This window comes from Clostridia bacterium (assembly GCA_017410375.1).
Taxonomy (GTDB): Bacteria; Bacillota; Clostridia; order RGIG6154; family RGIG6154; genus RGIG6154.
The window spans coordinates 1-13,849 of sequence record JAFQQW010000025.1 but is presented as its reverse complement, the minus strand read 5'-3'; the positions used below and the strand labels follow the sequence as shown (position 1 = coordinate 13,849).

The 13,849-nt window shown below is 42.3% G+C and carries 7 protein-coding genes; 1 reads left to right on the top strand and 6 read right to left on the bottom strand.

Translation table 11 applies throughout. The annotated features are described in order from the left end of the window. Positions 1-54 precede the first annotated feature (54 nt). The 6 genes from IJE10_04245 to IJE10_04220 form a co-directional block, all read right to left on the bottom strand. A complete protein-coding gene (locus IJE10_04245) occupies positions 55-360 on the bottom strand; it encodes a hypothetical protein (GenBank protein MBQ2967319.1) in 306 nt (101 codons plus the stop codon). Between the two features lie 132 nt (positions 361-492). Then, complete coding sequence (locus IJE10_04240; protein MBQ2967318.1) at positions 493-2,031, bottom strand: S-layer homology domain-containing protein; 1,539 nt, start codon at positions 2,029-2,031, stop codon at positions 493-495. A gap of 320 nt (positions 2,032-2,351) precedes the next feature. Then, positions 2,352-2,747, bottom strand: a complete 396-nt coding sequence (rpsI, locus tag IJE10_04235; protein MBQ2967317.1) for a 30S ribosomal protein S9 — start codon at positions 2,745-2,747, stop codon at positions 2,352-2,354. Positions 2,748-2,761: 14 nt separating this feature from the next. After that, complete coding sequence (rplM, locus tag IJE10_04230) at positions 2,762-3,199, bottom strand: 50S ribosomal protein L13 (GenBank protein MBQ2967316.1); 438 nt, start codon at positions 3,197-3,199, stop codon at positions 2,762-2,764. Between the two features lie 214 nt (positions 3,200-3,413). Continuing rightward, positions 3,414-7,991: a hypothetical protein gene (locus IJE10_04225; protein MBQ2967315.1), complete on the bottom strand. Its 4,578-nt coding sequence runs from the start codon at positions 7,989-7,991 to the stop codon at positions 3,414-3,416. 145 nt (positions 7,992-8,136) lie between these two features. Continuing rightward, the gene (locus IJE10_04220) at positions 8,137-12,714 is read right to left on the bottom strand and encodes a hypothetical protein (protein MBQ2967314.1); all 4,578 of its coding nucleotides are present in this window, start codon (positions 12,712-12,714) and stop codon (positions 8,137-8,139) included. Positions 12,715-12,924: 210 nt separating this feature from the next. On the opposite strand from IJE10_04220, the gene IJE10_04215 reads away from it, so the two are divergent. After that, the gene (locus IJE10_04215) at positions 12,925-13,680 is read left to right on the top strand and encodes a helix-turn-helix transcriptional regulator (GenBank protein ID MBQ2967313.1); all 756 of its coding nucleotides are present in this window, start codon (positions 12,925-12,927) and stop codon (positions 13,678-13,680) included. Positions 13,681-13,849 lie beyond the last annotated feature (169 nt).

Sequence of the window (13,849 nt, the reverse complement as noted above, 5' to 3'; positions counted from 1 at the left end):
TTTTTAACAAATAAGGTGTTAACCCGCTAAACAAGCGAATTAACACCTTTCAATTTACGCGTCCTGATAGTCCAAAACTTCTTCTAACCAAACAACGCCAATGTCTAACGCGTCATAAAGACCGTTCTTTTTGCTTTGGCGGATAATACGTTCTTTGTCCTTCAGACGAGTGTTATTGGTGGTCAACTGGACAGTAACCTTAGTACCCAATTCTACATCTCCCACTTTTTCGGTTTCGTCTTCGGTAAGCTTTACAATAAAATTATCGTCGATAAAACCATAATACAAAACATTACCTCTTCTGACAAGGGGACGATTTTTGTACATCAGTTCGTCAGATTTTGCTTTCTTGGTTGCCATAAATAACGCCTCCTTTTCCTGATAAATCATGTCGTTACATTCATGTTAACCATTCTTATAAGAATTTAAACCATGTAATGTCTAATAATCAGTAAACGGAGGCAGAGCCTCCGTTATACCATTTCTTATATCTTATTTTGCAGCATAGATACCGTGGAGAATCTTAACAGCTTCAGCTCTGATAGCATTTGCTTTCGGATCAAATGCGCCGGTGTCTCTACCGGAAACGATACCTGCTTCTTTCAAAGCAACTACATCTTCAACAGCCCAATCAGAAATGGAAGCCTGATCGGTGAAGGTTGCACCGGTGGAAACTACGTTCAGTTTGATGTTTGCAACACGAACTGCACGCATAGTCATTACGGAAATTTCTTCTCTGGTAATAAGCTCGTTCGGAGCAAATTCAGTTGCGCTTCTACCCTTAACAATACCAAGAGCCGAACCTACAACAACATATTTGTAATACCAGTCATAATCACTTACATCATCAAAGTTTTCAGTTGCACCGGGTGCATCAAGACCAAGTTCAGCAACCAAAATCTTTAAGTATTCAGCTCTGGTGATGTTTTCACCGGGAGCAAAGGTAGTAGCAGTTCTACCATTGATGAAACCGTTATCATACAGAACCTGTAAGGGTTCAATCATCCACCAGTATGCAGTTGTATCGATATCGGTGAATACACTTGTTACAGCGATTGTAGAAGGCTTGGTGGTACCGCCACCGAGAACCTTGTTACCGCCACCAGGACCGGGTGTGTAGTCGTCATTTTCTTCAGGAAGAGAATCAATAAAAGCATCTACGATATCCTGAATGTTATCGAAGCTACCGAGGTATGCACACATTTTGGTTGCAACCTGAGCTTTTGCACTGGAGGAAAGCATCTTAAACTGAGATCTTGCATCATCAAAATCTTCGCCGCTTTCTTCTTCGATAAGATCCATAATCATGGAGTCACCAATAAAGGTATCCATATAAGATTTGGTAGAGTTGTTCTTAATAGAATCGAACAAAGCAACTACAGTTTCAACTTCTACATTGTCAATGTATTCGCCATCGTAATCGATACCTTCAAGAGCTGTAGCCACAGCTTCTGCTACTTCGTCAGCAAATTCCTTGGAAACACCGGTGTTTTCTACAACATACTTTTTGTAGATTTTAGCATCAGAAGTTGCGAGCATCTGCTGAACTTCAATGCTGTCAAAGTTGTTTGCTTCAATCTGATCTGCAACAACTTCTTCAAAAGAAGCTGCAGAAGTATCATTGCCTTCGCTATCTGCAGTAAAGTAGTAGCAAGCATATCTCTGGTCACCGAGATCTTCGTTGATGAACTCAACATCATATCTGCCCTGAACATCTTCATCAGCGTCCATGGTGATCTGGATGGAGATTTCACCGTCTTCTTTAACTGCAAGCATGTCATAGTAGAACAATTCATCTACGGGAGATGCAATTCTTACTGCAACGGTACCTTGGATAGGTTTGCCTTCTGCATTAAAGTAATTGGTTTTGATTTCATAAGTAGCAGAACCATCTTCCGGGTATGTAATTTCTGCATAACCCACATAATTTTCTGCACTTGCTGCTGCCGCCATTACAGGAACTAAAGACAAAATCATAGCAAATGCCAAAACAATTGCAAGGATTCTGCTTGTGCGTGTAATAGTCATCATTTAAATCCACTCCTTTTATATATTTCTATTTTTTACTTTTTAATAGGTCATACCGACCTTATTATACAAATAATTATACCACAATTTTTTCAAAAATACATGTGTTTATATTAGTTTTTTAATTTTTTCAGAATTCAAAATCTAACATACACACATAATTCCTATTTCATTGTAACACAACAAAATCAAAAAGTAAAGAGAAAATTATATTTTTTAGAAAAAAGTTTTTCGATTTCGGACAAACGACTCCCCTTATAGAGTTTTTTTCATATAAAATAACAACCCCACCGAAAAAGTGGGGTTGTAAAAAACGATATCTTTTAACGTTTGGAGAACTGCGGAGCACGACGTGCAGCTTTCAAGCCGTACTTCTTTCTTTCCTTCATTCTCGGGTCACGGGTGAGGAAGCCTGCAGCCTTTAAGATTGCTCTGAAAGAATCATCAGCTTCAAGCAATGCTCTTGCAACACCGTGTCTGATTGCACCTGCCTGGCCGGTAAAACCGCCGCCTGCAACGTTTACAATCACATCGAACTTAGAAAGTGTATCGGTAGCAACCAGGGGCTGCTTAACGATTGTCTTCAAAGTTTCGAGACCGAAATATTCGTCAATAGATTTTTTGTTGATAGTGATTTCGCCTTTGCCGGGTAACAGTCTTACTCTGGCAACAGACTTCTTTCTTCTACCGGTACCATAAAGTCCTTTTTCGTTAGCCATTTACCATTACCTCCTTATTTAATTTCTCTGGTCCAGAGTTCGGGCTTCTGTGCAGCATTGTCATGTTCTGCACCAGCGTATACTCTGAGTCTTTTTAATGCATTTGCACCCAAGGTGTTGCCGGGAAGCATACCTTTGATTGCCATTGTCATTGCTCTGGTGGGGAATTTTTCCATCATTTCTTTGTAGCTGGTTTCCTTCAAACCGCCGATCCAACCGGTATGACGGTAGTAAACCTTCTGACCTTCTTTGTTACCGGTCAGGATAGCCTTAGCAGCATTTACGATGATTACGTGGTCACCGCAGTCTGCATGGGGTGTGAATGTGGGAAGGTGCTTACCTCTTAAAATAGCAGCAGCCTGAGCAGCTACACGACCGAGGGGTTTGCCTTCCGCATCTATGATGTACCATTTTCTTTCGATTTCACTTGCTTTCGCCATGTAAGTACGCATAGAAATTTACCTCCTTCAAAATTCTTGATTTTCAACACTTGATTATTGTACAACAACTTTTATGATTTGTCAAGCGAAAAAATAAAATTTTTTAAACTATTCGATTATATCTCGTTTTTTCTTCGTTTTCTATCTTTTTTCTCTTTTTTTCTCATTTTAAATTTTATTATCGATTAAAAAAAGACCATGCTTACGCACAGTCCTCTTTTAAATATCATTTAGTTTCTGTGTAAAGAACGCATTCGGTAAGGTCGTAATTATCTGCTACACCTACCGGCAATCCATCTATGGCAACAAGCACCACCGTTGCACCGGCTCGCATTTCATTTCCGACTACTACACCATCAAAATTCAAAGTTCCGTCCCCGGATTTCTGTTTCAGCGAAACCTTTGCCTTCAGCTTCTTAAACATATCCTGTTGCACATCAAAGCCCATTCCGTCTGTTTTTGCAACCACACGCAACACACCGGGACCAACACCGATATAATCTACATTCAATTTCAACTGTTCCAGTCCGTCCGGAAGCTCCGCCTTTTCATTTTCCTTCTCAATTTCCAGTTGAATTTCATCCATCGGAATTTCATCGGTAAACGGTTTCTTAGAAATTTCATAATAAACCAAATTCATATTTTCTGGTTTGTTTTCCAGATGCATATTTGCGTTTGACAATACATTCATAATGTTCTCCGTACCGATAATTTCATTGCTCATTACACGACTGTCAAATTGAAACACACCTGTCCCATTCTTCATTTGCAGAACACCGCGCACATATAATCCGGTATATGCATTATTTTCATCCGGAATGCTGAGTTTGCCTGTCGGAATCACAACACGCAACGCATCCGGTCCCAAACCGATTCTTGAAACTTCCACAACGCATTTGTCAAAATTCGCCGGAACCTTAGAAGAAACTTGAAGAGTTGATAAATTTACCCCGGAGGCTGTAAATCCGCTTTCACCCGGAACAAAATTCTTAAGATTGGTTTCCTGTGGTCCGTCCGACATAGGTGCCAGAACACCGTTGCCGTAATCTGCCACAGACCCGTCTGCTAATGTTGCCGTAACGCTGTAACTTATTTCTTCTGTCGAAGAATCCACGCGAATAATGGTTTCAAAAGGATAAGATTCAATCACTCGGCTTTCCTTTTTTCCATCGACTTCATAATCAATCTTCAAAGACTTCAGATTATTATCAGTTACATAAATATAGGCATGATACTTATCCGGATTAAACTGAATCACATATCCTCTGCCGTTTTTATGCGCGGAAACCGTCTTTTCATACTCTGTAGTATATTTAATTTCATCCAGTGCATAGGAGGGCTTTTGGATACCGTCTATTTTCAAAACAACAGTTTGTATACCTCGTCCCGGAATAGTAAGAGAAAATCTTCCATCCGTCACCTGCACCGAAGACTGACTGCCGTCAAGGGCATAAAGGGTTGCTTCACCGGTAAAATTCGGCACTTTTTCACCCAAAGTAATTTCTGTTGTGACAGTTTCTTGTGACTGGTTCATTAAAGCAAGTGCCAAAGTACCATCTTTTCTGCCTGCCAGAAAATTCACATTTACATCCGAGGTTGTCAGAATTCCTTTCGTGTTCCAGAGCCATAAACCATCTACATCATACATTTTTCCGGGGCGTGCACCGTATTGGCTTGCCGTAAAATAGGAATATCCGTCAAAGTGCAGTTCGGGAAACGAAATTTTACCATTCGACCGGGTTTTGAATTCGGTAATCAGAAAATCCTCCGCCATCGCGGCAAAGGGAGCCACGTGTGTATAATAGAACATATTGTATTCGGGTCCCTCGTAAGGATATTCATTCTTCATATAGTTGGTATAATAGCGATCAACATAGTAACCGGGATAATTGCTGAATCTGCCAACCAGCGCGTTTCTTGCCTGTGTTGTGAAATAATCGTCACCTGTATACATACCAAGCTTTAAAAACGCAGGCGCCCAGGTTTCCATTAAAATAAAGTTGCTGTGTCCTGCCGTTCTTGCATGCTCAGTGGTAAGACCTGCAGTTGCAAACAGCCAGCCGGGTGCATCCTCTTCGTGGATGGTGGAAACTGTGCCTTCAAGCGGTCCCCAAGTGCCGTGCGGAAAACCAATTCTCCATTGGATATCCCCTCTCCACCACCATCCTGCCACGTTATCTGCCCAAATTACATGGGCATCTGCGGCTGTTTGTGGGTCAACATGATAGGTATTATGGGCGTACCCGTTCTGGAAACCTTGTGAAGACAGCGTAAGTGCCGCATTACGTCCTACTTCTTCTGCCGCGTCCAGATATTTTTTGTCGCCGGTCAGCTCGTAGGCATAAATCAATGCGTAAAGCTGTGTATTAAAATCGCCCGATACAAATGCAGAATTTCTCAAAAGGGCATCCGCTTGTTTAAACGCATCCGAATCATAGGAAGCAATAATCTCATCCGCTACCGTCATGACATTCTTTTTATATTTCTCATCTCCGGTAATCTGATAAAAGCTTTCCTGTGTCGCAACCCCTGCCAGACCGGACATATTGTTTTTACCAAGTGCCGTACCCAGCAGATATGGCATTCTGCCTTGCGACATCTGATAAAGAGATGTATACATCGCACCACCGCTGATAGAGGGTGCCATACCCAATTTTTGTGTGCCCATGACAGACGTATCATTCAGATTCCGATTAAAATGGTTGCCTTGTCTGGTCAGCAAAAACGCAACAGAAGGCACAACCCTTTCTTCATAGAATGACTCGTCCTCGGAAAGCAGATACCGCTGTACAATTTCCAAAGGATTGCACTGGGATGCCGTGTTGTCGGTTTCGGCATAATAAAAGCCCATTGTTTTATCATCCCAGCCACCATATAAATCGTCAGCAAGCAAATCCGTAATGTTGTAAACCGCTTCATTTAATGTAGAATAATAATTTGTGCGAATATCTTTCACTTCATAAATATCTTGTGAAATATGCTTAAAGGTTTCATACCAGCCATCCAAACCCGCAAACACACGATACGCAAAAGAGTATGTATCCCCTGCTTTGAAGTTTGAACCGGGTGTACCAAACATAGGCGCACAAAGCGCCGGACGCATTTTTGCATTTTCGTCCCGCAAAACAAACCCGTACCGTGCACTTTCAGTATAAGCAACATCCTGTTTGGTAGAAACAGGATCTACCACCACACCACTTGTGAGCGTGCCACCGTCATCCGTTTTGGTTACATAAGAAACCATTGGTGTAAACATATACGGTTCAGAAAACACACCGGATAGGGGTACATACGAACGGGTAAACATAAACGGTGCCATTACACGTTCAAATTTACTTTCATCAATAGCATCTCCTGAAAAGAACAGAAACGAATACGCACCATCCACATCAAATTTTGCATTCAAGGTAAACTTCGGCTCGTCGCAAAGTGCATCCAGACTGCAGACTGCAGACAGTGTTGCACCGGCTTTTGTCGGGAAGAACAGTTTAATTTCAGTATCCGAAATTTTCAGCATATCATCTGCCAAAAACCAGTACGGAATACCCGTTTCATAAAAATCTGTTGCAATAAACTGCTTTTGCTCACCGTTAACCGTGACTGTCTGGTTAAAAAATTCGCCTTCCAAATTGGAGGTAATGGTCATCCCCTTTGTTCTGGGTGTACCGGTAACAGACGAATCCGCCTGCATCATCAAAACGCCGAACTGCTCTGTCTTATCCTTGATTTGTATCCATTCACCGTTTTTCTTTACAAAAATCTCATTCTGAATCAATTGCCCCTTTGCACTCTGTCCTTTGATAAAATGCACTTTATATGTATCATTTTCAAGAGTAACCGTTTCAAATTCTGTCATAGGCTGTGTTGCCCAGTACGGATACACACATGCAGGCAAGTTCTGTCCCTCGTTGACTGCATATTTCAAGGCATAGTCTGTTATTTCATCTACGTTTGGAACAAAATCCGGATTTTTCACGAGCATAACCGCCTGACAACGTGCCCAATAACCGGAGGTATCATGCAATTTCAACTGATGTACGCCGGATTTCAAATCAAAGGTGCCACCAAGTTGCCAATGAAATCCGTCTTTCCCGTGTGTACCTACGCGGATATCACTCATTTCATTATCAATACCTACATTGTAATAGCGATGTCCCTGACGGTTGGTCGCAAAATCTCTTGCAAGCACCCAGACATTGTATTTTCCGTCACTTTTGATTTCAAATTCTGTAATAGCAGGCGCAGTGCCGGGCACAGAGCCGGTTTCATCGTCTTTAGAACCTGTAGAACCAAACAAACAGTCTGATTCAACAGACCACGAGCCTAAATCACTGAATATTTTAGCAGGAAAATAAATTGTGCCTTCATCGCTGTCTTTCAAAGTGATATAAACCGTCTGTGTTTCATCTACCCATTCAACTTCAGCGCCAAAACTTTCAGAAATAAAACGAAGAGGTATCAATGTTCTCCCATCCAAAAGAACAGGAGGCTGATCCAGCTTTTTCATATCCCGTCCTACCTTAGCAATCGGACTGTCAATGGATACCGAAACCCGAACTCCGTTTCTTACCCCCGATGCGGTTTCGGAATCTCCGTTCCAGGAAACAACTGCACCTAATGTTTCAAATATTTTGCGCATGGGAACCATAGTTCTGTCGTTAATCAAAACCGGATCTACGTCAAATTCAATTTTTTCACCGTTTACATACACTCTTATCGGTTGCTGTGCAGAAACAACAGAAGATGTCGGGCTAAGTGCAAGTAACATACAAAACACAAGAAACATTCCTAAACACTTTTTCATAATTTTCACCCTTTCTCTTTTATTCATTCTAATTTTACCATACACTTTACATATTTCCAATGGATTTTTCAACTAATTTCTGGACTTTTCAACAATATTGTGTCTTCAAAAAAAGAAGACATGCGACTGCATGCCTTCTTTATAATTATTTCTCGGGTTTGAAAAGAACACAATCTGTCAATGTGAAGTTTTCAATAGGTTCATTACCGGGAACGGATGCTTCAACAACAATAATGGTACTGTTTGAACGCACTTCGTTGCCCAGAACCTTGCCTTCAAACGGTGTAACTGCTTTGGTGGTGTTATGAACAAAGTTACCCTTCACTCTGGTACCAAAGAACATATCGGACTTCACTTCATAATCCATATTGTCTGTAAAGGCAACAATACGGATGGTTCCGACGCCAACACCGGCATAATCTACATTAAGGGGTTGTTCCTTAAAGTTCTTGGGCAGATTCTTCATTGCCAACTCCTCGATGGTAGGCACGTTGGAATTGTCAATTTCAGGAAGCTTGTCTGTAAAAGGTGTTCTGGAAACCTCAAAATTAACAAGCTCCATATTTTCTGTTTTATACTCTAAGTGCATATCAGGCGTTTCCGCAACATTCAAAACAAGAACATCAGAACGTGCTTCGTTGCTCAAAACACGGGCCTCGAAATTAAATCCGCCCGAACCGTCAATAAGTTTTAAGGTGCCTCGTACATACAAGCCTGTTGCGGTATTCTCTTTCACATCATATCCAAACGCAATCGGCAAGCAAACAACACGTAATGTTCCCACGCCCACACCGATATAAGACACAATCGGTTTAGAACCTTTAAAGCTCTTCGGGATTTCCGGAGACATCTCCATACCGCTCAAATCAAGTCTGTTATCTGTAATATTCGAAACACCGGGGGTGAATTTACTGATGTCATTTGTTGCAGGGCCATTGGACATCGGCGCCAGTTTTCCGCTGCCGTAATAGGATTCGGTACCGTTTGCCAGAGTTGCATATAAGTTATAAGTTAACTCTGCATCGGGCGAATTTACGGGAATAATAGCTTCAAAGGGATAGCTGTCGCACACAACACTTTCATTTTTACCGTTCACTTCGTAGTCCACACGCAACGATTTAATATCCTGATCGGTAATAAATACATACGCATGATATTTTTCGGGATTCAGCTGAATCAAATAGCCTCTTCCATTTTTGTGCGTTGTAACAGTTTTACCGTAGTTTGTGGTATATTTGATTTCATCCAATGCGTAGGCAGGCTTTTTCATGCCGGGAATCTTTAAAATTGCAGTTTGCATACCTTTTGCAGGGATGGTTACAGTAAACTTACCGTCTGTTACCTGCACGGCAGACTGACTTCCGTCAAGTGCGTAAAGGGTCGCTTCGCCTGTAAACTTCGGTACTTTTGCACCCAAAGTAATTTCGGTTGTTACCTCATTCTGAGACTGATTCATGAGCGCAAGACCCATTACCCCATCTTTTCTGCCAGCCAGGAAGTTTACATTCACATCAGAGGTTTCCATAATACCGTCTGTATTCCACAGCCATAAATCCTGTTCTCCGTACATCTGACCGGGACGCGCACCGTACTGGGTTGCAGTAAAGTAGGAATAGCCGTCAAAATGCACTTCAGGGAAAGACACTTTTCCATTCGAACGGGTTTTGAATTCTGTAATCAGGAAATCTTCCGCCAATGCCGCAAAGGGTGCAACATGGGTATAGTAGAACATGTTGTATTCCGGTCCTTCATACGGATATCTTTCCTTCATATAGTCGGTGTAATAACGGTCGATGTAGTAACCGGGATAGTTACTGAATCTTCCGACAATAGCATTTCTTGCCTGGGTGGTGAAATATTCATCACCTGTATACTGTGCAAGCTTCAAGAAGCTCGGTGCCCAGGTATTCATTAAAATGAAGTTACTGTGACCTGCGGTTCTTGCATGCTCTGTGGTAAGACCTGCGGTTGCAAATGTCCAACCGGGCGCATCGTCCTCATCAATGGTGGAAACTGTGCCTTCAAGAGGTCCCCATGTGCCATGCGGGAAACCAATTCTCCACTGCACATCACCTCTCCACCACCACGCATCTGTATTGTCTGCGTAGATAACATGCGCATCCGCGGCAGTCTGCGGATCTACATGATACATATTATCATCATAACCATTCTGGTAGCCTAAAGAAGAGAGGGTCAAAGCTGCATTTCTGCCGACCTCTTCTGCTGCATCTAAGTATTTTTGTTCGCCGGTCAGCTCATAAGTATAAATCAACGCAGAAAGCTCGGTATTAAAGTCACCGGAAACAAAGCCCGCGTTCAAGAGCAGGTCGTCCCCTCGCTTGAATGCTTCGGTTTCATAACTGCTGATAATGGCATCCGCCGCTTTTTTCACATTTTCCTTATACTGTGCATCACCGGTGATTTCGTAGAAGCTTTCCTGCGCAGCAACACCTGCCAGACCGTCCTTGGTATTTTTGGTTAATGCTGCATCCAGCAGATACGGCATTCTGCCCTGGGACATCTTATAAAGTGCTGTGTACATCGCACTGCCGCTGATGTTGGGCGAAAGTCCTAACTTTTTCGTGCCCATATATGACTCGTCGTCTAAATAGCGGTTAAAATGATTGTTCTGTCTGGAAAGCAGGAATGCAATGGTCGGCACTACGCGTTCTTCATAAAATTCTTCATCCTCGGAAAGCAGGTAGCGCTGTACAATTTCCAAAGGATTACACTGGGATGCCGTATGATCCATTTCCGCATAATAGAAGCCTTTGGTCTTTTCATCCCATGCACCATAAAGGTCATCTGCCATCAAATCGGTAATGTTGAAAATAGCTTCATTTAAAGTCGCATGGTAATTGGTACGGATGTCTTTTACTTCATAGATATCCTGCGAAACATGCTTAAAGGTTTCATACCAACCATCTGTCCCTGCAAACACACGGTACGCAAAGGAATAGGTATCCCCTGCCTTGAAGTTAGAAGCAGGCGTGCCAAACATTGGCGCGCAAAGAGCAGGTCGCATTCCACCCTGTTCATCACGAAGCACAAAACCGTACCGTGCATTTTCAACGTATGCCACATCCTGAACAGTAGAGGTCGGGTCTACCACTACCCCCTCGGTCATGGTACCGCCATCTGCTGTGTTGGTTACGAAAGATACCATGGGCGTAAACATATAAACTTCGGAGAATACACCGGTTGTGGGAACATATTCTCGGGTAAACATAAAGGGCGCAAGCACTCTTTCAAATTTGCTTTCATCTATTGCATCACCTGAGAAAAACAGGAACGAATATGCACCATCTTTATCAAATTTCGCATTCAATTGGAATTTGGGTTCATTGCACAATGCATCCAAAGAGCAGATTGCCGTTACGGTTGCACCTGCTTTTGTCGGGAAGAACAGTTTAACCTCGGTATCCGAAATTTTCTGCATATTGTTCGCCAGGAACCAGTACGGTACGCCCGATTCATAGAAATTCGAAGCCGTAATGGTTTCCTGCTTACCGTTAATTTCTAAGGTCTGCTTAAAGAATTCACCTTCCAGATTGGAGGTAATGACCTGCCCCTTTACACGGGGTGTTGCAGTTTCGGAATGGTCAGCCGCCATCATCAAAAAGCCGAACTGTTCGGATTTATCCTTCACCTTTAACCATTCGCCGTTTTTCTTTACAAAGATTTCATTCTGAATCAAAGCACCTTTTGCACCCTGACCTTTGATGAAGTTTACTTTGTAGCCGTCATTTTCAATAGAAATAACATCCGATTCCTGCATCGGCTGTGTTGCCCAGTAAGGATATACGCAAACCGGAATACTCTGATTGATTGCACTGCTGTATTTAATTGCATATTCACCGATTGCATCCACACTCGGCACAAAATCCTTGTCCGCGGTTACCAAAACCGCCTGACAACGCGCCCAATAACCGGAGGTATCATGCAATTCCAAGGTATGGCTGCCGGGTTTTAAGATAAACAAGCCCGCTTCCTGCCAATGGAACCCGTCTTTGCCGTGGGTACCAACCTTCATATCACTCATCTTTCCGTCAATTGCAACATTAAAATAACGGTGTCCCTGGCGGTTGGTTGCAAAGTCACGGGCAAGCACCCAAACCTTGTATGTACCTTCCTGATTCACATTCAGTCGGGTTACCGCAGGCTCTGTACCCGGAACGGTACCGGTTTCATCATCTTTAGAGCCGGTAGAACCGAATAAACAATCAGAAGAAAGCTCCCAGGAGCCAAGCGCCTCAAAGGCTTTTGCCGCAAAATAATATGTTTCGTTCGCCGTTCCTTCCATGGTGATGTTAACCGTCTGGGTTTCATCCACCCACTCTACCTTCGCACCAAAGCTTTCGGAAATAAAGCGGAGCGGAACTAAGGTTCTGCCGTTTAACAGCACCGGAGGCTGGTCGAGCGTTTTTGTTTCGTTGCCAACCCTTGCTTTTGGGCTGTCAATGGTCACAGAAACACGAACACCGTTGCGGACACCCGATGCAGTTTCACTGTCTCCGTTCCAGGAAACAACCGCACCTAAGGTTTCAAAGATTTTTCGCATAGGAACCATGGTTCTGTCGTTAATCAGAACCGGGTCTACGTCGAACTCGAGTTTTTCACCGTTTACATATACACTTATTGGTTGTTCTGCCGATACCGGGATTGCCGGAACAAGCGAAAGCAACATACAAAGTGTTAACAGTAAACTGATACATCTTTTCATTATTCATCTTCCTTTCCTGATTATAATCTAATTTCATTGTATCATATAATCAGATGACATTCAATATCTTTTTCTTTTAGGAATTTGCATTTTTCTTTTGTATCGAATGTTCATTTTTTTGCTCTTTTAAAGCTGATTTTTGCATTTTTTATTAAAAATCTTGATTTTTTCTGTTTGTGTGATATACTAAAAGAAAGCGAGGTGAAGCTGATGAAAATTTATCGTACCGGTATAGACAACGTACAGAAAGAAAGATTTTATACAAAGCGAGACTATGCACCTTACTGCACATTTCAGCTTTTTCAATGCGACACCAAAATTGTTTTAAACGGTACACTATCTGTCTTGCCGAAAAACACCATCATTTTGTTTAGCCCTGCAAGCAAGCAATATTTTAAAAGTGCAAAAGGTCCTTTTATCAACAGTTTTGTGGTGTTCAGTGCAACGCAAAAGGAACAATGTCAGCTAACTTTCGATACACCGATTCAAATACAGAACACTGACTTTTTTTACACACTTTTACGTTTACTGCATGAAGAATTTCATTCCGGCACCGAACACGGTGCCACCCTCGACCTTTTGCTGAAAGCATTACTGGAAAAAACAAAAGAGATTTTCAGCACCATACCTGTTCAGCCTCGCACCGACAAAGAAATTACAATCCATAACATGCGTACCGAAATACTGGGCTGTGCGCAGTTTGACTGGAACATCGAAAAGGTTGCTGCCACCTGCCATATGAGCCCGTCCCGTTTTCATGTCGTGTATAAGCAAAAATACGGCATTTCTCCCATGGCAAACATTATACAAAATCGCATAATCATTGCCCAATCGCTTCTGCGCACCACCGACAAAGCCATCCATGAAATTGCAGAGAATTGCGGATACAGAAGTGTTGCACATTTCAGCCGTCAATTTAAAAAAATGACCGGCAGTACACCAACGGAATTCCGTAAAAAATTGTAAAAGAGCATGCAATCATCCGATTGCATGCTCTCAGCGTGTCGATAAACCTATCGACACGCTGTAGACTTAAGAAAAAGGAAGTTATATTTTGTCAATTTGAATTCGTCGGCGTACAGAGGTACGGTAGAGTTCAAATTGACAAAAAGCAAGCAATGGAGCGGAATCCTCG

Excerpts from the sequence above, each read along its gene's own strand:
- IJE10_04245 (MBQ2967319.1), bottom strand. The coding sequence starts at position 360 with ATGGCAACCAAGAAAGCAAAATCTGACGAACTGATGTACAAAAATCGT.
- IJE10_04240 (MBQ2967318.1), bottom strand. The coding sequence starts at position 2,031 with ATGATGACTATTACACGCACAAGCAGAATCCTTGCAATTGTTTTGGCA.
- rpsI (MBQ2967317.1), bottom strand. The coding sequence starts at position 2,747 with ATGGCTAACGAAAAAGGACTTTATGGTACCGGTAGAAGAAAGAAGTCT.
- rplM (MBQ2967316.1), bottom strand. The coding sequence starts at position 3,199 with ATGCGTACTTACATGGCGAAAGCAAGTGAAATCGAAAGAAAATGGTAC.
- IJE10_04225 (MBQ2967315.1), bottom strand. The coding sequence starts at position 7,991 with ATGAAAAAGTGTTTAGGAATGTTTCTTGTGTTTTGTATGTTACTTGCA.
- IJE10_04220 (MBQ2967314.1), bottom strand. The coding sequence starts at position 12,714 with ATGAAAAGATGTATCAGTTTACTGTTAACACTTTGTATGTTGCTTTCG.
- IJE10_04215 (MBQ2967313.1), top strand. The coding sequence starts at position 12,925 with ATGAAAATTTATCGTACCGGTATAGACAACGTACAGAAAGAAAGATTT.